Below are 20,002 nucleotides of genomic sequence, written 5' to 3' on the forward strand. Positions count from 1 at the left end.
TTGCCGAAAGCATGACGCGTCCAGGGCGCACCGATGAAAACCACTGCTGAAATCCGCCAGGGCTTCCTCGAGTTCTTCGAGCGCCGCGATCATCGCATTGTCCGCTCCGGTTCGCTGGTGCCGGGCAACGATCCGACCCTGTTGTTCACCAACGCCGGCATGGTGCCGTTCAAGGACGTGTTCCTCGGCGCCGAGAAGCGCGACTACGCGCGGGCCACGACCGCCCAGCGCTGCGTGCGCGCCGGAGGCAAGCACAACGACCTCGAGAACGTCGGCTACACCGCGCGCCACCATACGTTCTTCGAAATGCTGGGCAATTTCAGCTTCGGCGATTATTTCAAGCGCGATGCGATCCGTTATGCGTGGACCTTCCTGACCGAGAACTGCGGTCTGCCTGCGGAAAGGCTCTGGGTGACCGTGTTCGAGGACGACGACGAGGCGGCCGAACTATGGCTCGAGGACATCGGTGTCGACCCCGAGCGCCTGTCGCGGATCGGCGCGAAGGACAACTTCTGGGCCATGGGGGACACGGGTCCCTGCGGCCCCTGCACGGAAATCTTCTACGACCACGGGCCGGACGTTCCCGGCGGCCCGCCCGGCACACCGGACGAAGACGGCGACCGCTACATCGAGATCTGGAACCTCGTGTTCATGCAGTTCGATCGGGCCGCGGACGGCACGATGACGCCGCTGCCGCAGCCCTGCGTGGACACGGGCATGGGGCTGGAACGGCTCGCCGCGGTGCTGCAGGGCGTGCATTCCAACTACGAGATCGACCTGTTCCAGCACTTGATCCGGGCGGCGGCGGAAACGACCGGTGCCGACGACCTGGAATCCGCATCGCTGAAGGTGATCGCCGATCACATCCGGGCCTGCGCCTTTCTCGTCGCCGACGGCGTACTGCCGGCCAACGACGGTCGCGGCTACGTGCTGCGCCGGATCATCCGGCGAGCCATCCGGCACGGGTACAAGCTGGGGTGCGACAAGCCATTCTTCGCATCGATGGTCGAGCCGCTGGTCGAAGCGATGGGCGACGCCTACCCCGAGCTGGTCGAGCGGCGGGTCACGATTACCGAAACCCTGGCCCGGGAGGAGCAGCGCTTCGGGGAGACGCTGGACCAGGGCATGAAGCTGCTCGAAGGGGTGCTGTCCGACCTGGACGGTCGCGAGATTCCCGGTGACGTCGCCTTCAAGCTCTACGACACCTACGGGTTTCCGCTGGACCTGACCCGCGACATCGCCCGCGAGCGCGACCTGACGGTCGATGAAGGCGGTTTCGAAGCGGCAATGGACGCGCAGCGCGAGCGGGCGCGATCCTCCGGCCAGTTCGCGGCGCGCGATGGCGTCTCCACCGAGCTCATTGCCGAACTGCCGCCGACCGAGTTTCTCGGTTACGACCGCGTCGCGATCGAAGACGCGAAGGTCGTGGCGATCCTTGTCGACGGCAAGAAGCGCGACATCCTCGAGGAAGGAGAGACGGCGCTGGTCGTGCTCGACCGCACGCCGTTCTATGCCGAGGGGGGTGGACAGGTCGGCGACACCGGTTCCCTGTCCTTCGAGGGCATGACCTTCCGGGTCACGGACACGCGCAAGCTCGCCGGGGTCTACCACGGCCACGAAGGGCGGCTCGAGGCCGGAACCCTGAACGCCGGTCAGACCGTGTCCGCGCGGATCGACGATGCCCGTCGCGGCGACGTGGTTCGCCATCACTCGGCAACCCACCTGATGCATGCTGCGCTGCGCGAGATACTCGGCGACCACGTCCAGCAGAAGGGTTCGCTGGTGGCTCCCGATCGCCTGCGCTTCGACTTCTCCCATCCCGATCCCGTGGCGCCCGAGCAGATCGAGGCGATCGAGGAACGGGTCAATGCCCAGATCCAGTCCAATGTGGCCTCGACGGCCGAGTTGATGGACTACGACGAGGCCATCCAGGCCGGAGCATTGGCGTTCTTCGGCGACAAGTACGGGGATCGCGTGCGGGTTCTGCAGTTCGGCGAGTTCTCGACCGAGCTGTGCGGCGGCACGCACGTCGACCGGGTCGGCGACATCGGCGCGTTCAAGATCATCAACGAAGCCGGCATTTCGTCCGGCGTGCGCCGGATCGAGGCGGTTGCCGGCCAGGCGGCCGTGCGCTGGATGCAGCAGGCCGACCGGTCCCTGAGGGACCTCGCCGGACGCCTGAAGACTCGCCCGGACCAGCTCGCCGAGCGGATCGACGGGCTGCTCGAGCGCGGCCGGGAACTGGAAAAGGCGCTGGATGCCGCCAAGCACAAGCTGGCCGCCGCGCGAGGCGCCGATCTCGGCAGCCAGGCACGCGAGATCGGCGGCGCCCGGGTGCTGGCCGAGCGGCTCGACGGCGTGGACCCGAACAGCCTCCGCGACACCGTCGATCAGCTGAAGAACAAGCTGGGCACGGCGGTCATCGTTCTCGCCGCGGAAGCGGGGCAGGGGGTGCGACTGGTCGCGGGCGTGACCGGCGACCTGACCGACCGCATCAAGGCCGGTGAACTGGTCAATCACGTGGCCGGGCAGGTCGGCGGCAAAGGCGGCGGACGGCCGGATTTCGCGCAGGCGGGCGGGAGCGATCCAGACGCACTTCCGGCGGCGCTCGCCTCGGTCTTCGACTGGGTCGCCGAACGACTCGGCTGAACATCCACCGAACGTTCGACCTGTTAACCTGCGTCATCGACGCAACGGCACAGGGCAAGCACGGAGGACGACATGGACTTCTGGATCGGCGCAACGATTGCCGCGATCATCGGCTTCGCGCTCGGCGCACTGGTTGTCTGGCTGATCGACCGCAAGCGCGGCGGCGGCACGTCGGTGGCGGCACTGAAGCAGGAGCACGAGGAATTCCGCGAAAAGGTCACGACCCACTTCGTCGAGACCGCCGACCTGATCAACAAGCTGACCGACAGCTACAAGGACGTCTTCGACCACCTCAGCAAGGGCGCCGAAACCCTGGTCGATGACGAGAGCCTGCGCGACCGCATGCCCCGCGTGAGCGACCAGGAGGTCCGCCTGAAGCGGCTGGGCAGCCGCACGCCGCAGTCCGGCAAGGACGCGCGGGGCGGAACGGGTTCGGCGCGCGACTCGCGATCGCCCGGCGAGGCGAAGCGCTCCGATGAATCCCGATCGCCGGCAGGCCGGACAGGCGACGGTGGAGGGTCGGGCGAGTCCCCGCCTCCGGGCTCCGCGAACCGGGGCCCGAGCCGGGGCGAAACGAAGCGCGCCGGCGATCCCCGACCCGCTTCGACATCGCCCCCTTCTTCGCCGTCTCCGACTGCGCCCTCGGCGAGCCGATCGGGCCGTGGCGACCGGTCCTCGAAGGGTGCGTCGCCCCAGCCGTCGAATTCCACTCCAGCGACCCGCAAGCCGCCGTCGAAGTCCTGACCATCGCCGGCCGCGCGACGAAGTTCGCATTCGACCCCCGGTTTCGGTAAAGTAATCACACGCGGTGTGTAGGGCACCGTGCTGTTGGTACCTGTTGGCAACCTGGGGAGTTTCGATGATCAAGCTGTTGATCGTGGAGGACCATCATCTGGTCCGCTTGGGCCTGCGCGGCATTCTCGACGACGCGCCGGGAATCGAGATCATCGGCGAAGCCGAGTCGGGGGAGGAGGCACTGCGGTTGTGCCGCGATCTCGTGCCCGACGTGATCCTGATGGATATTAGTCTACCGGGCCTGTCGGGGTTCGAGACCAGCTGCCGGATCCTGCGTCAGCTGCCGGAAGTTCGCATCCTCGCGCTGACTGCCCATGCGCAGGCTCCGTACCCGGCCCGGCTCATGGACATGGGCGTGGCCGGGTTCCTGACCAAGGCCTGCAGCGCGAACGAACTGGTCCGTGCGATCCGCACCGTGCACTGCGGCGAGCGACACATCGGCAACGAAGTCGCGGCCGAACTTGCGATGGCGCTACTTCCCGGTGCACCTCGCTCGCCGTTCCAGACCCTGACGCCGCGCGAGATGGAAGTGGCCCTGATGCTGGCCGAAGGTCGGCGGGTCAACGACATCGCCCGCCTGATCAACGTCAGCCCGAAGACCGTCGCGACCCACAAGTACAGGATCTACGACAAGCTCGGGGTCGACAGTGAGGTCGCGCTGCTGCGCGAAGCGATCCGACACGACCTGATCGACGCCGCGACCTGACGCCGCACATCAGGAGAAGCCCGGAGCCGGTGTCTTCCGGCTTCGACGGCAGTCCGTCGCCGTTCGACGACGCGCGGTGGAGCGACTGCAGCGCGAGGAATCCGCCCGGGAGCACCGTCGCGGATGAGCGTTCGGGGAGCACCGAGCGTTCAGGAATCGAATGCTCGGGGTGAGGCCCCGGAGACGGCCGCGCCGGGCGCGGCCGTCATCGGGGCAGGTCAGTCCTTCTTGCCGCCGGACTTGTCGTCCTTCAGCGTGAACAGCCCGGGCTGCTCGCCGGCGGGCTGTGCCTGCGGCCGGTCGTCTCCGCGGGCGTCGCCGGCCTTCGCCTGAGGCTTCGGCTCGGGCTTGGGCTCGGGCTTCGGCTCGGGCTTGGGCTCGGGCTTGGGCTCGGGCTTCGACTCGGGCTTCGACTCGGGCTTCGACTCGGGCTTCGACTCGGGCTTCGGCTCGGGCTTCGGCTCGGGCTTCGACTCGGGCTTCGACTCGGGCTTCGACTCGGGCTTCGGCTCGGGCCTCGGCTCGGGCCTCGGCTCGGGCCTCGGCTCGGGCTTCGGCTCGGGCTTCGGCTCGGGCTTCGGCTCGGGCCTGGACTCGGATTTCGACTCCGGCTTGGAATCAGCCTGCGGGCGGGGCTTCGAGGCCGTCTGCGCGTTGGCGTGACCGTGCTCGCCGTGGGCCTGGCTCGAGGAGCCCTGGCCCTGCTGCCCGGACGGCTTGCTGTCCTGACCGCCGCCCCGGTTGTCGCTCCGGTTGCCGCTCTGGTTGTCGGATGACTTGTCGGACGGCTTGTCGGCAGGCGGATCGGCCGGCTTGTCGCCGCCCGCGTTCTGCGCGTTGTCGTTGCCCGCGCCGTCCTTGCCGCCGGTACCGTACTTGTTGCGCCGCTTCTTGCCGCCGCGACGCCGGCGCTTCTTCTTCTTTTTCTTCGGACCGGTGTCGTCGGGTTTGCCGCCGGCATCCGGCTCGCCCCCCGACTTGTCCTGCGCAGGCTCGTCGGACGCGCCGTCGCTGCCGCGCTTGCCGTGCGGCTTCGCGCCCGTGCGGGCGGAGCCGGACTTCCGGGTCCGCTTCTTGCCGCCGCCGCTGGAGGCGGGTTTGCGGCCACGGCTCGGCCGGTCGTCCTTCTTGCCGTCGGCACCCGCTTTCGCCGTCGATTCCGGTCCGGAGGTCGGGCGGGCTTGTTCGTCGGCCGGTGCTCGACGGCCGGAAAACATGCCGGACCACCACAGACCGATCGCTTCCCAGAACCCGATCCGCTTCGGCGGCTCGGCGGATGCCGGCGCGGCCGGTTCCGCTCGCTGCGGCGCCGGCTGCGAGGGGCGCATGGTGCTGACCGCGGGTTCTTCGCGCTTGACCGTCGCCTGCTTCTTCTCCTGTTCCGTGACCACCAGTTCGGCTTCGTCGCCGGCCGGGAGAGCGTAGCTGGGTTCCTCGACGTCTTCGTTCGATTTCAGTCGCTGGATGTCGAAGCGAGGCGTGTCCATCAGCGGGTTGGCGACCAGCGTGACCGGCGTACCGGTGCGCGATTCGATGTTGGCGATCGCCTTGCGCTTTTCGTTGAGCAGGAAGTTGGCGACCGCGACAGGTGCCTGGATGATGACCCGGCCCGTGTTCTCCTTCATCGCCTCTTCTTCGGACAGGCGCAGGATCGCCAGCGCCAGCGATTCGATCGAGCGGATCGAGCCGTAGCCGTCGCAGCGCGGGCAGGTGATGTGGCTGCTTTCACCCAGCGACGGCCGCAGACGCTGGCGCGACATTTCCAGCAGGCCGAAGCGCGAGATCCGGCCGATCTGGACGCGCGCCTTGTCGGTGCGCATCGCTTCGCGGAGCTTGGTCTCGACCTGGCGCTGCGCATCCCGGCCGCTCATGTCGATGAAGTCGATGACGATCAGGCCGCCGAGGTCGCGGATGCGAAGCTGCCGGGCGATCTCCTCGGCGGCTTCGAGGTTCGTCTGCAGCGCAGTTTCCTCGATATCGGCGCCCTTGGTCGCGCGGGCCGAGTTGATGTCGATCGACAGCAGCGCCTCCGTGTGGTCGATGACCACGGCGCCCCCGGACGGCAGCCGGACCTCGCGGGCGAATGCCGATTCGATCTTGCTCTCGATCTGGAACCGCGAGAAGAGGGGCGTGGCGTCGCTGTACCGCTTGAGCTTGCGCAGGTTGTGCGGCATGACCTGCTGGAGAAACTCGCGCGCGTCCTCGAAGACCGACTCGGCGTCGATCAGGATCTCGCCGATATCGTCGCGCAGGTGATCGCGCAGGGCGCGGATGATCACGTTGCTTTCCTGGTAGATCAGGAACGGCGCCTTGCGCGACAGCGCCGCATCGCGGACCGCTTCCCACAGCTGCATGAGGTAGTTGAGATCCCATTGCAGGTCCTCGGCGTCGCGGCCGACCCCGGCCGTGCGGACGATGAGGCCGAAATCGTCGGGTACTTCGAGCTGCTTCAGCGCGTCGATCACGTGCTTGCGGTCTTCGCCGGTGACCTGGCGCGACACGCCGCCGGCGCGGGGGTTGTTGGGCATCAGCACCAGGTAACGGCCGGCCAGGCTGATGAAGGTCGTCAAGGCTGCGCCCTTGGTTCCGCGCTCCTCCTTCTCGACCTGGACGATGACTTCCTGTCCACCCTGCACGGCGTCCTTGATGTCGACCCGCTCGCCGTTGTCGAGGGCCTTCTGGGCGGCCTCGGAGAAGTAGTCGCGAGAGATTTCCTTCAGCGGCAGGAAGCCGTGGCGCTCGGAGCCGAACTCAACGAAGCAGGCCTCGAGGCTGGGCTCGACGCGGGTGATCCGTCCCTTGTAGATGTTCGACTTCTTCTGTTCCTGGGCGGGAACCTCGATATCGAGGTCGATGAGGTTCTGGCCATCTGCGATGGCGACACGCAACTCTTCGGGCTGAGTCGCGTTGATCAACATGCGTTTCATTGTGTGTTCATGTCCTCGTGGACGCGCCCGGCCGGCCAGCGGCCGCCAGGATCCACCTTGCGCGCATCTCGCGCGCACGGACCCGGCCTTTCTGGTCTTGGTTTTGTGGCCGGGGGCGTCGGGTTGTCGGTCGTGCCGGACCGGCGGCGAACCGCGGTCGACGGCGACGGGTGTTCAGCTTGTTCCACGCGGCGTTCCGCCGCGCTGACCGTGCGCCGGGGCGCACGGCATCGATCCGGTGTCGGCGCGTGCCCGGGCCCTCGTGCGGAGGGCGATTCGAGCGCCTGCAGCGGCGCGATTACCGGACCCGGGGCCCGGAACCCGCGCTGCTATCATGGCCGCGTTGACCGGTCGAGCGGCCGGCGCAGTCGGTCTCGTGCCGAAGGGGCCTCCGCTCAACCCTTCTAGTATACGCTGCCGTTCGCGGCTCGGGCAATTTCGCGAACGCGCCGGGCCAACCCGGACCGTGCAGCGGCACCCACGCGACAAGGCGAAGGAGAAACAGATGGCGTCGGCCACCGTCCGCGAGGTCGAGATCGGGTCCGATCGATCCGGCCAGCGGCTCGACAATTTCCTGATGCGCGAACTCGGGAACGTCCCTCGAGCGCTGGTCTACCGACTGATTCGCACCGGCCAGGTACGGGTCAACGGCGGCCGCGCCAAGCCGATGCGCAAGCTGGCCGCGGGCGACCGGGTCCGCGTGCCGCCGGTGCGCGACCAGGCACCCGCCGCGTCGCTGCCGGCCGAGCGCATCGACCAGGCGCGCCGGTCGATCCTGCATCGCCAGGAGGAGTTCCTGGTCCTCGACAAGCCGTCGGGCATCGCCTCCCAGGGCGGCAGCGGACTGGCCTGGGGCCTGAACGACCTGGTCGCCGCGATCGACGACCGGGCCGTTCCCGTCCACCGCCTCGACCGCGAGACCAGCGGCCTGATGGTCTTCGCGCTCGGTCGTCAGCCGGCGAGTGAACTCCAGCGGGTGTTCAAGCGTCAGACCGTCGAGAAGCGCTACCTGGCCCTGCTCGACGGGCACCTGCGCGACGAGGTCACGGTGATCGATGCGCCGCTGAAGAAGATCCGGGACGGAAGCGGCCAGCACCGGGTGATCGCCGATCCGGACGGGCAGCCGGCGAAGACCGTGTTCAAGCGGCTGGAACGGTTCCGTCGGCACGACTTCGTCGAGGCGACGATCGAGTCGGGCCGGACGCACCAGATCCGCGTGCACGCGCTGGAAGGGGGTGCCCCGGTCGCCGGCGACGAGCGCTACAACCCCGGCCGGTCCACGCCCGGGCTCGAGCGCCTGTTCCTGCATGCGGCGTTCCTGCGCCTGCCATGGCCGGAAGACCAGGTATTCTCTTCGCCGCTGCCCGACGAGTTGACCGCGGTCATCGACGGTCTTCGCGGCGCTTGAGAATGCTGGGCCGAGTCCCGTACCGAAATCCATCCACGACCGGAGTCACCCCCCCGTGTTCCAACCCCTGACCGTCGCGATCGGCCTGCGCTACCTGCGTGCGAAGCGACGCAACCACTTCATCTCGTTCATCTCGATGATCTCTATGGCGGGGATCGCCGTCGGCGTCGCGATCCTGATCACCGTGATTTCCGTGATGAACGGTTTCGAGAAGGAGCTGCGCGAACGGATTCTCGGCATGGTGTCTCACGCCACCGTATCGACCTGGGACCGTGCCTTCGGCGACTGGGAGCCGCTGGTCGAACGCGCCCGCGAACATCCCGGTGTGGTCGGCGCCGCGCCGTTCGTCGAATCGATGACGCTGCTGAAGGGGCGGGGCGTCGAAGGCGCCCTGGTCCGCGGCATCGACCCGGGCCTGGAGCCCGATGTGTCGGAGCTGGCCGAGCAGTTGGTCGTCGGCCGGCTCGACGATCTCGGCGACGCCCGTTGGCAGGTGCTGCTCGGCGTCGAACTCGCCGCAAAGCTCGGCGTGGGGCCGGGCGATCCGGTCACGATCTTCGCCCCGGAGATCCGCGCCACCGCCGCCGGCGTGGTGCCCCAGGTGCGGCGCTTCACCGTCGCCGGGGTGTTCGAAGCCGGTGTCCACGAGTTCGATGCGGGGCTCGCAGTGGTCCACTGGCGCGATGCCCAGGCCCTGTTCCGCATGGGCGACGACATCAGCGGGGTGCGGCTGGCCTTCGAGGACCTGTTCCGGGCCCGCTCGATTGCCCTGGAACTGGCCGACGAACTGCCCGGGTTCTACCGCGTCCGCGACTGGACCCAGCAGCACGCCAACTGGTTCCGGGCGGTCCAGATGGAGAAGACCGTGATGTTCATCATCCTGTCGCTGATCATCGTGGTCGCCGCGTTCAACATCATTTCCACGCTGGTCATGCTGGTGACCGACAAGCAGGCCGATATCGCGATCCTCAAGACCATGGGGCTGAGTCCGGCCGGGGTGATGGTCGTGTTCGTGGTCCAGGGCATGATGATCGGCGTCATCGGCACCCTGCTCGGCACCGTCGGCGGCACGTTGCTGGCGCTGAACGTAGAGAGCATCGTCGCCGGCCTCGAGTCGCTGCTCAATACCGAGTTCCTTTCCGCCGACATCTACTACATTTCCGATCTGCCGTCGGACCTGCACGTCTCCGACGTCGTCGAGTTCGCGCTGCTGGCACTGGGCCTGTCCCTGGTCTCGACCCTGTATCCCGCGTGGCGCGCGGGACGGACCCGGCCGGCGGAGGCGCTGCGCTATGAGTGATCTCGTCATCCGTTGCAGCGAAGTGACCCGCAGCTTCCGTCAGGGCGAAAGCCGGCTCGAGGTGCTGCGCGGCGTCGACCTGGAGATCCGGGCTGGTGAGCAGGTCGCGATCGTCGGCGCTTCCGGCGTCGGCAAGTCGACGCTCCTGCAGATCCTCGGCGGCCTGGACGATCCCACGACCGGCCGGGTGGAGGTCGCCGGTCACGACATGGCCGCGGCCGGAGAGCGAGAGCGAGGCCGGATCCGGAATCGACACCTGGGCTTCGTCTACCAGTTCCATCACCTGCTGCCCGAATTCACCGCGGAGGAGAACGTGGCGCTGCCGCTGATGATCGGCGGCCGATCGGCGGACGATGCCCGACGCGAGGCGGCGGAGCTGCTGGAGCGGGTCGGCCTCGGCCAGCGCCTTGGCCACAAGCCCGGCGAGCTGTCCGGCGGTGAGCGCCAGCGGGCCGCGGTGGCGCGGGCCCTGGTCCATCGGCCTGCCTGCGTGCTCGGCGACGAGCCGACCGGAAACCTCGACGAGAGAACGGCGGCCAACGTCTACGCCCTGATGCTCGAGCTCAACCAGGAACTGGGCACGAGCTTCATCGTGGTCACCCACGACCGGGGCCTGGCCGGTCGAATGGATCGTCGGCTGGAGATGACCGAAGGCAGGTTGCGCGCCGTGGACTGATGGGGGAGCCGGGGCGGGCGTTGGCATGGAGCCTGGCAGGCTTCTCCGCGGGGGTGCTGGTCGCCGCCGCGCTTCCGGCGTGGACCTTCGGCATTCTTGCCGGTGGCCTGGCCATCGCCGCCTGGCACGCCGGACGCGCACGTCCTCGGCCGCCGGTTTCCCGCCGAGCTGGCGAACGATCGTCGGACCCGTGGCCTCGTTCGATCCATCGACGGACCGGCAGCCGACGCGCATGCCTGCTGGCCGCCCTGGCCCTGGCGTCCGGATTCGCGTGGTTCCATCTCCAGGCGGGGCTGCAGGCCGCCCGCTCGTGGCCGGCCGAACGCGCGCAGGAACTCGTCGAACTGGTCGGCCGCGTCGAGGCCCTGCCGGAATCGCGCGGGGACGTCATCCGGTTTCCGCTGCGCGTCGACGACGGTGCGGCGGGCCTGCGCCGGGTCGAACTGGCGTGGTACCGGCCGGGAGGCTGGCCCCGACCGGGAGAGACCTGGCACATCCAGGCGCGGCTGGACCCTCCGGGCGGGCCCCTGAATCCCGGGGGCTACGACCGGCGACAGGCCCTGTTCGCGCAGCGGATCGATGCACTGGGCCGGGTCGACCAGGCGACCCGGCTGGCCGCGGCCGGCCCGGGGTCGCTGCCGGACCGCCTGCGCCAGGACGCATCGGACTGGCTGCAGGCGGTGATCCCGGACCTGCGGTCCGCGGCCCTCATCCGGGCGCTGACGGTCGGCGATCGATCCGGCATCACCGCCGACCTGTCGGAGCAGCTGCGTTCCACCGGCACGGCGCACCTGCTGGCGATCTCCGGCCTGCACGTCAGCCTTGTGGCCGGCGTTGCCGCGCTGCTCGCCGGCGTGCTGTTCACGCCCCGGTGGGCCCGGTGGTTCTGGCCCGATCGACGCCGCTACGCGCTGGCCGGCGGCCTCCTGGCCGCGCTGGTCTACGGCCTGCTGTCCGGATTCTCGCTGCCGACCCAGCGCGCGCTGCTGATGCTCTGCATCGGCCTGGGTGCGATCTTGCTGCGTCGCCCGCTCGTGCCGGGTCATGCGCTGCTCTGCGCGCTGGCCGCCGTCCTGGCCCTCGATCCGCTGGCACCGCTGTCGCTGGGTTTCTGGCTGTCCTTCGCGGCGGTCGCGGTCCTGATCTGGGCCTTCGCCGGCCGGTCCGGGTCGGCGGGGCGCGGCCTGCTCGGCCTGATCCGGGCCCAGCTCGTCCTCGGTCTCGGCTTGCTGCCGTTGAACCTCGGCCTGTTCCAGCAATGGGTGCCCGCCGCACTTCCGGCCAACCTCGTCGTGATCCCGCTGATCGGTGCCCTGGTGCTGCCGCTCGGCCTGCTCTCGGTCGGCGCCTACGGCGTCGGTGTGCCGGCGGACGCACTTGCGCGGCTGGCCGGTCGCGCAATGGAGGCGGCGCTGGCCGTGATCGATCGGGCCGGCGCCGCGCTGCCGGCAGGCACGATCGACTGGCTGCCGGGAGCGCTGGCCATCTCGCTGGGATTCGTGGGCGCGCTGTGGCTGCTTGCGCCCCGGCGCTGGCCGGCGCGAGCGCTCGGAGCGTTCCTGCTCCTGCCGTTGCTGGTGGCCAGGCCGGCGGCGATGCCCGAAGGCGGTTTCGGTGTGGTCGTGCTCGACGTCGGCGACGGGCTGGCGGTCGCCGTGCATACCCGGACGTCGACGCTTCTGTTCGGGGTCGGACCGGGCGAGGAGGGCGGTAGGGACGGGCAAGGCGGTTGGAGTCGGGTCCGCGGCACCCTGGTGCCGGCCCTGCGGTCGCTCGGGGCCGGGCCGGTGCACCGGGTCGTGGTCCCGGGCGCGTCCCGCGGCCTGGCCGGCGGCCTTGCCGATGCGCGACGCCAGTGGCCGTCGGCACGGTTCATCGGCCGCCACCCGGAGGTCGCCGAGCGCTGCGTGGCCGGTCGGTCGTGGTCGGTCGACGGCGTGCAGTTCCGCTGGATCCATCCCAGCGCCGCGCTGCCCGATCTCGGCGGCGACGACGACTGCGTGCTGCTGGTGGCCTCGAGCGCCGGACGGGTGCTGCTGACAGGACGGCAGCGGAAGGCCGGCGTGGCCCGATTGCGCGGCCGGACCGGACCGCTGGATGCGGTCCTTGTGCCGAGCCAGGGTCACCGGGACGCCGCCGACCCCGCGTGGTGGCACGAGATCGGCCCTCAGGTCGCCCTCGCTTCGCTGGAGCCCACCGATCGATACGGTCGGCCGCACGCGGGTCTGACCGGCGTCCTGGCCCGCCGCGGCATCCCGCTGTTGACCACCGCGGACTGTGGAGCGATCCGGATCGCGTTCCGGCCGGGGCGGCCGATGACGCTGGAGGTCGAGCGCGATCGCCGGCGGCGGGCCTGGCAGCGCACGGCCGCGTGCCCCCGACCTTCCGCTCGGCGGGCATCGCCGGCGGGACTTGGTTATGATGCAGCCAGCACGCAGGGCGTCGGCACCCGCGCACGGCCCCCGACCGGCCGATGGAATGGTCGGGCCGGTCCGCCGGGAGCCGTTCCGTCGCGCGAATCTTCAAGGCGTTCAACGACCCGTTCGTCGTTGCGTTAACCGATCCGTTCACCGATAGGCCAAGGTACCCTCACATGCTCGAAATCGTCCTCGCAGGCGGCTGGTTGATGTCGCCCATCGTGCTGTGCTCGGTGCTTTCGCTGGCGATCATCATCGAGCGCGCCTGGACGCTGCGCCGCCGCAAGGTGCTTCCGGCCGGCGTGGTCGAGAAGGTATCGGCCTGGGCGCGCCAGCGGGAGCTGGACCGCAAGCACATCGAAGCGCTTCGCCAGTCGTCGCCGCTGGGCCGCGTGCTGGCCGCTGCGCTGGACAACAGGGACCGCGCGCGCGAAGTCGTCAAGGAGGCCGTCGAGGATACCGGCCGGCACGTGGTCCACGACCTCGAGCGATTCCTGAACACGCTGGGCACCATTGCCGGCATCACGCCGCTGCTGGGCCTGCTCGGCACGGTGATCGGGATGATCAAGGTGTTCGCGGCGATCATGGAAGCCGGCGTCGGCGACCCGGCACCGCTGGCCGGAGGCATCTCGCAGGCCCTGATCACCACCGCGGCGGGGCTGACCGTGGCGATTCCGACCTATTTCTTCTACCGCTACTACCGTGGCAAGGTCCGCGCCTACGTGGTCGGCATGGAGCAGCAGGCGCTGGAACTGATCAACTCGATCGAGCACGGCAACCGCGAGCTGCGGCGGTCGGAACTCGGTTGGGGCTGAGGCCCGCACCGAACGGCACAGGAGCGTTGCGATGCAGTTGCAGACCGAACAGGACGAAGAGCCGGAGATCAACCTGACCTCCCTGATCGACGTGGTCTTTCTCCTGCTGATCTTCTTCATGGTCTCGGCCACCTTCGAGCGCCAGGCCCTGCTGCGGGTCGTGCTGCCGGAGGCGTCGACCGCGCGCCAGGAAACCGTTCCGGAGCGGATCGACCTGGTCATCACCGAAACCGGCGACTACTTTCTCGGCGAACAGATGCTGGCCGATTCGCGCAAACCGACCCTCGAGCTCGCCCTGCGCCAGGCCTTCGAGGCCGATCCCGAGGCCGCGCTGGTGATCCGCGCCGACGCCGGCGCGCGCCATGAGCTGGTCGTGCGCGCGCTCGACGCCGCCGCGGCGCAGGGCATTTCCAGGCTGAGCATCGCGACCGTCGAAGAGGACGGTTCAGGGCCGTGAGCGCACCCGGGGCGGCGGCGACGATCTACCGTCGACTGCTCGGCTTTCTCCGAGGCCATCCGTGGGTCGTGGTCGCGTCGCTGGTCGCCGTGTCGCTGGATGCGGCCGGCCAGGCCCTCTTCGTCTATCTTCTCCGGCCGCTGATCGACGACACGCTGGGCAACAGCGCGCCGGAGTTTTCGCTGTGGCTTCCCGGTCTGGTCATGCTGGCCGTGGTCGTTCGCGTGGTCGGCAACTTCGGCGGCGGCTACGGCATGGAATGGCTCGGCCGACGGTTGATCGCGGACCTGCGTCGTGACCTGTTCGGCCGCTACCTGGACCTCCCGCTGACCGAGTTCGACCGAGAAGGCAGCGGGGCCATGATCTCGCGCCTCACCTACAACACGGAGCAGGTCGCGCAGGCGGCCACCACGGCGCTGCTGGGCAGCGTGCGCGACCTGTTGACCGTGATCGGCCTGCTGACCGTGATGCTGCTCCAGTCCTGGCGTCTGACGTTGACCATGCTGCTGCTGCTTCCGGCGATCGCGTTCGTGGTCTTCGTCGTCAGCCGCCGCTTCAGGAAGATCGCGTGGCGCATCCAGGACTCGATGGGCGTGGTCACGCACCGGACCGAGCAGGCGGTCAAGGGTCAGGAGATCATCCGCGTGTTCGGTGGGCAGCAGCGCGAAGCCGGGGACTTCGCCGCGGTCAACGAATCGAATCGCCGCCTGCACCTGAAGCTGCGGGCGACCCAGCTGGTCTCCTCGTCGCTGATCCAGCTCGCCGCCGGCGGTGCCGTGGTCGTCCTGCTGCTGGTCGCGGCCAGCCAGTTCATGCGCAACGACGTGTCGGCCGGGATCTTCATGTCGGTTCTCGCCGCGATGGTGGCGACGATCCCGCCGTTGAAGCGCCTGACCAACATGCACGTCCTGATCCAGAAGGGCATCGCTGCGGCCGAGTCCATCTACGACGTGCTGGACAGACGGCCCGAGCCCGACGGCGGCGACGAGACCCCGGAGCGCGTTCGCGGCGAGGTGCGCTTCGAGCGCGTCGGCTTCAGCTACCCCGGCCACGAACGGCGCGTGCTGCGGGGCATCGACCTCGAACTGGAGCGGGGGACGGTCACCGCGCTGGTCGGCCGCTCGGGTTCGGGCAAGACCACGCTGGCTCGGCTGCTGCCGCGGTTCCACGCGCCCAGCGCCGGACGCATCCTGCTCGACGGCCGGGACCTGGCCGACTACGATCTCGACGCGCTGCGCCGCCAGATTGCCCTGGTCGGCCAGCAGACGGTGCTGTTCGACGACAGCATCGAGGGCAACATCCGCTACGGCCAGCTCGCCGATGCCTCGCGCGACGATGTCGAGGAGGCGGCACGCCAGGCGCACGCCATGGAGTTCATCGAGCAGTTGCCGAACGGACTCGATACGCGGATCGGCGCGGCCGGGGTGCAGCTTTCCGGCGGCCAGAAGCAGCGCATCGCGATCGCCCGGGCGCTGCTGAAGAATGCGCCGATCCTGATTCTCGACGAGGCGACGTCGGCCCTGGACGCGGAGTCCGAGCAGGCGGTCCAGCGCGGCATGAAGCGCCTGATGGCCGACCGAACGACGCTGGTCATCGCCCACCGCCTGACCACCGTCGAGCGTGCGGACCAGGTGGTCGTGATGGACAAGGGGCGAATCGTGGAGCGGGGACGACACGAGGACCTGCTGGCTCGCCCGGACGGGCTGTACCAGCACCTGTACCACGCCCAGTTCCGCGACGACGCCGACGGTGACGGGCCCGCGCCCCCGGCGCCGGACACCGATCCGGCATGAGGCGAGCGGTCGAACGGCTGGCCGATCGCTGGTGGTATCGACGCCGGCGTCCTCCGGTGCTCTTGCGCCCGCTGGCCGGGCTGTACGGCGCCTGGACGGCCCAACGGCTCGAGCGCCCGGAGGCCGTGCCGCCGATTCCGGTCATCGTGGTCGGCAACCTCACCGCCGGCGGTAGCGGCAAGACGCCGGTGGTCGAGGCGCTGGTGCGGATGCTGCGCGACGAGGGTGTGGCGGTCGGCGTGATTTCCCGCGGCTACGGCGGCGAGGAGCCTTCCCGCCCGCTCGAAGTCACGGCCGAAGCGCGCGCGGTGACCACCGGCGACGAGGCGCTGGCGATTCACCGTTCGACCGGCGCGCCGGTCTGGGTCTGCCGGGACCGTGCGAGTGCCCTGGCCGCCGCAGTGGAACGCGGGTGCGACGTCGTGATCAGCGACGATGGTCTCCAGCACACGGCCCTGCCGCGCAGCTTCGAGCTGTGCGTGATCGACGGCCGGCGGGGCTTCGGCAACGGCGCGCTGCTGCCCGCCGGGCCGCTGCGCCAGCCGCTTTCGAGACTCCGGGACGTAGACGCGGTGCTGGTCAAGGCGCCGGTCGTGGCGGACCTACCGGACGCGTTTCCGCGCTTCGAATTGGTGCCGAGCGGCTGGGGCCGGGTCTCCGGTGCCCCGGCCGAGCCGCCGCCTCGCGGCGACATCGACGCGGTGGCCGGGATCGCCGACCCGGAGAGGTTCTTCGAATCGCTGACCGCGATGGGCTACAGGCCGCGTCGGCATCGCCTGGCCGACCACCAGGCGATCGACAGATCCTGGCTGGCCGGCCTGCCGGGGCCGATCGTCGTCACCGCGAAGGATGCCGCGCGTCTGGACGGCGAGTCGAGGCGAGACCTGTTCGTGGCACGGGTCGAAGCTCGCCTTCCGGACTCGTTGCGCGAGATGGTGCGTGCGCATGTGCGAGAATTTTTCCATGAGTGAGTTTCATGTCCTGATTCCGTCGCGGCTGGAGTCGACCCGCCTGCCTCGCAAGGCCCTCGCCGACCTGGGCGGCAAGCCGCTGGTCGTGCGCGTCGCCGAACGCGCGAGCCGGTCCGGCGCCGCAAGCGTTCATGTCGCCACCGACAACGACGAGATCGCCGAGGCCGTCGAGGCCGCCGGGTTCGCCGTGGCGCGTACCGCCGCGGACCATGACTCGGGCACCGCGCGCCTGGCCGAGGCCGTCGAGCGCTTGCGCCTGGGCCAGGATGCGATCGTGGTCAACGTGCAGGGCGACGAGCCGGCCGTTCCGCCCGCCTGCATCCGCCAGCTGGCCGATCTGCTGCAGGAGAGGACCGACGCGGAGATGGCGACCCTGTGGACGCCGCTGGCGGGTCCCGCGGAGTGGCGCGACCCCAACATCGTGAAGCTGGTCGCCGATGCCGGGGGCAATGCGCTGTACTTCAGCCGCGCGCCGATTCCGGCCGTGCGCGACGGAGGGGACCCGGGCCCGCGGGGCCGGCGTCACGTCGGGCTCTACGCCTATCGGGCAGGTGCCCTGAAACGCTGGAACACGCTGCCGGCCAGTCCGCTGGCCGAGCTCGAGTCCCTGGAGCAGCTCCGGGCGCTCGCCGCCGGGTGGCGAATCGTGGTCGCCGAAGGGGTGGAAGCGATGCCGCCGGGCGTGGACACGCCCGAAGACCTGGACGCGATGCGCGCGCGGTTCCGCCGCGATCGACCGGAACGGAAGCGACCGTCATGATCAGGATCCTCTACGTCTGCATGGGCAACATCTGTCGCAGCCCGACCGCCAAGGGCGTGTTCGACCGGACCCTGCGCGAGGCCGGCATCGAGTTCGTCAGCGAATCGGCGGGCACCCACGACTACCACGTCGGACGCGCTCCCGATCCGCGCGCCGTTCGCGCGGCGCTGGACGCCGGCATCGACATCGCCGACGACGTCGCCCGCCAGGTCGCCGTCGAGGATTTTCATGCCTTCCACCGGATCTACGTCATGGATCGCGCGAACCACGCTGCGTTGCAGCGCCTTCGGCCCGCCGATGCGCGCGCCGAGCTGCGCCTGGTGATGGACCTGGTGCCGGACTACGGCGTCGATGAGGTGCCGGACCCGTACTACGGCGGCGACGAAGGCTTCGTGCGGGTGATCGACATGCTCGAGGCGGCCGCACTCGCGCTGGTGTCGGAACTTCGGGACGCGGAGGCGGGCGGCCATCGCGGAGACGCCGGGACGGAATGAGCAAGCGGTCGGAGGGCGCGGACTTCGACGGCCGGGCGGTCGCGCGCGACCTCGCCCAGGCACCGGGCGTCTACCTGATGCGGGACGGGCAGGGGCGGCCGCTCTATGTCGGCAAGGCCCGCAACCTGCGCAAGCGCGTCTCGAGCTACTTCGACCGCCGGGACAAGGGCGCGCGCATCGGGCTAATGGTGTCGAAGATCCGGTCGATCGAGGTCAGCATCACGCGGACCGAGGCCGAGGCGCTGCTGCTGGAGAACGAATGGATCAAGGCCCTGCGGCCGCGCTACAACATCAATCTGCGCGACGACAAGAGCTATCCCTGGATCCGGTTGACCAGCCACCAGAAGCATCCGCGGATCGGCTTCTACCGGGGCGGGCGGTCTCGACCGGGCGAGTATTTCGGACCGTTCTCGAGCGCAGGCGCCGTGCGCGAGGCGCTGAACCAGGTCTATCGCCTGTTCGGCGTCCGCCAGTGCCGCGACAGCGTCTTCCGCAACCGTTCGCGGCCGTGCCTCCAGTACCAGATCAAGCGCTGCACCGCGCCTTGCGTCGGTTTGATCTCCGACGAGGACTACGCCGCCGACGTCCAGGCGGCGCGAGCGTTCCTGAAGGGCGAGAACGAGAGTGTCGTCGGGCATCTCGGCGAACGCATGCAGCAGGCCTCGCAGGAACTGGATTTCGAGACGGCCGCCTTGCTGCGCGACCGGATCCAGGCGATCCGGAAGATCCAGTCCAGCCAGTTCGTCACCGACGGGGCCGAGGAGCTCGACGTGATCGGGCTTGCCGCCGAGGGCGGTACGGTGGCCGTGCAGGTGGTCGAATTCCGTGGAGGGCGCAACGTCGGCGGCAAGACCTTCTTTCCGGGCAATATCGATGCCGAGGCGCACGAGCCGGAGATCATGGCCGCGTTTCTGGGCCAGTACTACGCCGAGCGCCAGCCGCCGGCCGAGATCCTTGTCTCGGCGCTGCCCGAAGGCGTGGACGTGCTGACCGAAGCGCTGCGCACGCGCCGGGAACGTCCGCTGCGGATCGCCCACCGGGTGCGCGGCGAACGACGGCAATGGCTGCAGCTGGCCGAGTCGAACGCGCGTGATGCGCTTCGCCGGCGCCGCAACGAGCGCGACCAGGTCGGACGAGAGCTGGCCGCGCTGGCCGATCTGCTGCAGCTCGACCAGCCGCCCGCACGCATCGAGTGCTTCGACATCAGCCACATTTCCGGGACCGAGACCGTGGCGTCCTGCGTGGTCCATACGGACCAGGGGCTGCAGAAGAAGCTCTACCGGTCCTTCAACATCGAGGGCATCACGCCCGGCGACGACTACGCGGCCATGGACCAGGTCCTGACCCGCCGCTACCGCAGGGTCCTGGACGACGAGCCCGACCGCATTCCCGAACTGGTCCTGATCGACGGTGGGCGCGGTCAGTCGGACCGGGCCAGGGCGGTCCTGGCCGACCTGGGCCTGGACGCGGTACCCGTGGTCGGTATCGCCAAGGGGCCCGCACGTCGCTCGGGCTACGAGACCTGGGTGCTGGCCGGCCGCGAAGTGGCGCCCGGGCCGCATCACCCCGCATCGCTGCTTGCCCAGCGGATTCGCGACGAGGCGCACCGCTTCGCGGTCAAGGGCCATCGCCGGCGCCGTCAGAAACGGGCCCAGGCTTCGCCGCTGGAAGCGATTCCCGGCATCGGACCGAAGCGCCGCCAGCAATTGCTCAATCACTTCGGCGGGTTGAAGGGCGTTCGGGCCGCCGGCGTGGAGGAACTGATGCGGGTCGACGGCATCAACGCACAGCTGGCCGAATCGATCTATCGCCACCTGCGCGGCTGATCCACGGC

Annotated in this window: 15 protein-coding genes; 14 read left to right on the forward strand and 1 reads right to left on the reverse strand. The window is 69.5% G+C overall.

The genetic code is table 11. The annotated features are described in order from the left end of the window. The first annotated feature begins 33 nt into the window (after positions 1-33). The 3 genes from alaS (at position 34) to KUV67_12805 (ending at position 4,150) form a co-directional block, all read left to right on the forward strand. On the forward strand, positions 34-2,649 hold the full coding sequence (gene alaS / locus KUV67_12795) for an alanine--tRNA ligase (GenBank protein ID MBY6205762.1): 2,616 nt from the start codon (positions 34-36) through the stop codon (positions 2,647-2,649). 72 nt (positions 2,650-2,721) lie between these two features. Next, the gene (locus KUV67_12800) at positions 2,722-3,393 is read left to right on the forward strand and encodes a DUF1043 family protein (GenBank protein MBY6205763.1); all 672 of its coding nucleotides are present in this window, start codon (positions 2,722-2,724) and stop codon (positions 3,391-3,393) included. Between the two features lie 115 nt (positions 3,394-3,508). After that, positions 3,509-4,150 (forward strand): response regulator, encoded by a 642-nt coding sequence (locus tag KUV67_12805; GenBank protein ID MBY6205764.1) that lies wholly within the window; start codon positions 3,509-3,511, stop codon positions 4,148-4,150. Positions 4,151-4,368: 218 nt separating this feature from the next. On the opposite strand, the gene KUV67_12810 is transcribed toward KUV67_12805, so the two are convergent. Continuing rightward, the gene (locus KUV67_12810; GenBank protein MBY6205765.1) at positions 4,369-7,077 is read right to left on the reverse strand and encodes an Rne/Rng family ribonuclease; all 2,709 of its coding nucleotides are present in this window, start codon (positions 7,075-7,077) and stop codon (positions 4,369-4,371) included. Positions 7,078-7,582: 505 nt separating this feature from the next. Here KUV67_12810 and KUV67_12815 point away from each other — a divergent pair. Genes KUV67_12815 through uvrC form a run of 11 tightly spaced genes read left to right on the forward strand, consistent with a single transcriptional unit; the run spans position 7,583 to position 19,994 of the window. After that, on the forward strand, positions 7,583-8,485 hold the full coding sequence (locus KUV67_12815; protein MBY6205766.1) for an RluA family pseudouridine synthase: 903 nt from the start codon (positions 7,583-7,585) through the stop codon (positions 8,483-8,485). A 55-nt stretch (positions 8,486-8,540) separates the two neighbouring features. Continuing rightward, the gene (locus tag KUV67_12820; protein ID MBY6205767.1) at positions 8,541-9,785 is read left to right on the forward strand and encodes a lipoprotein-releasing ABC transporter permease subunit; all 1,245 of its coding nucleotides are present in this window, start codon (positions 8,541-8,543) and stop codon (positions 9,783-9,785) included. Next, the gene (gene lolD / locus KUV67_12825) at positions 9,778-10,461 is read left to right on the forward strand and encodes a lipoprotein-releasing ABC transporter ATP-binding protein LolD (GenBank protein MBY6205768.1); all 684 of its coding nucleotides are present in this window, start codon (positions 9,778-9,780) and stop codon (positions 10,459-10,461) included. The genes KUV67_12820 and lolD overlap by 8 nt, the downstream gene beginning before the upstream one ends. A 20-nt stretch (positions 10,462-10,481) precedes the next feature. After that, positions 10,482-13,019 carry a DNA internalization-related competence protein ComEC/Rec2 gene (locus tag KUV67_12830; GenBank protein MBY6205769.1) on the forward strand — a complete coding sequence of 846 codons (2,538 nt, stop codon included), beginning with the start codon at positions 10,482-10,484 and terminating at the stop codon, positions 13,017-13,019. A 35-nt stretch (positions 13,020-13,054) separates the two neighbouring features. Next, complete coding sequence (locus tag KUV67_12835; protein ID MBY6205770.1) at positions 13,055-13,693, forward strand: MotA/TolQ/ExbB proton channel family protein; 639 nt, start codon at positions 13,055-13,057, stop codon at positions 13,691-13,693. 31 nt (positions 13,694-13,724) lie between these two features. After that, positions 13,725-14,150: a biopolymer transporter ExbD gene (locus tag KUV67_12840; GenBank protein ID MBY6205771.1), complete on the forward strand. Its 426-nt coding sequence runs from the start codon at positions 13,725-13,727 to the stop codon at positions 14,148-14,150. Continuing rightward, the gene (msbA, locus tag KUV67_12845) at positions 14,147-15,943 is read left to right on the forward strand and encodes a lipid A export permease/ATP-binding protein MsbA (GenBank protein MBY6205772.1); all 1,797 of its coding nucleotides are present in this window, start codon (positions 14,147-14,149) and stop codon (positions 15,941-15,943) included. Before KUV67_12840 ends, msbA begins: the two co-directional genes overlap by 4 nt. Further along, positions 15,940-16,914, forward strand: coding sequence for a tetraacyldisaccharide 4'-kinase (lpxK, locus tag KUV67_12850; GenBank protein ID MBY6205773.1), 975 nt, complete (start codon positions 15,940-15,942; stop codon positions 16,912-16,914). Before msbA ends, lpxK begins: the two co-directional genes overlap by 4 nt. Continuing rightward, positions 16,907-17,674: a 3-deoxy-manno-octulosonate cytidylyltransferase gene (kdsB, locus tag KUV67_12855; GenBank protein ID MBY6205774.1), complete on the forward strand. Its 768-nt coding sequence runs from the start codon at positions 16,907-16,909 to the stop codon at positions 17,672-17,674. The genes lpxK and kdsB overlap by 8 nt, the downstream gene beginning before the upstream one ends. After that, the gene (locus tag KUV67_12860; protein ID MBY6205775.1) at positions 17,671-18,168 is read left to right on the forward strand and encodes a low molecular weight phosphotyrosine protein phosphatase; all 498 of its coding nucleotides are present in this window, start codon (positions 17,671-17,673) and stop codon (positions 18,166-18,168) included. The genes kdsB and KUV67_12860 overlap by 4 nt, the downstream gene beginning before the upstream one ends. After that, a complete protein-coding gene (uvrC, locus tag KUV67_12865) occupies positions 18,165-19,994 on the forward strand; it encodes an excinuclease ABC subunit UvrC (GenBank protein ID MBY6205776.1) in 1,830 nt (609 codons plus the stop codon). Before KUV67_12860 ends, uvrC begins: the two co-directional genes overlap by 4 nt. The last annotated feature ends 8 nt before the right edge of the window (positions 19,995-20,002 follow it).

Origin of the sequence: Halomonas denitrificans, assembly GCA_019800895.1 — a bacterium.
Classification (GTDB): Bacteria; Pseudomonadota; Gammaproteobacteria; order Xanthomonadales; family Wenzhouxiangellaceae.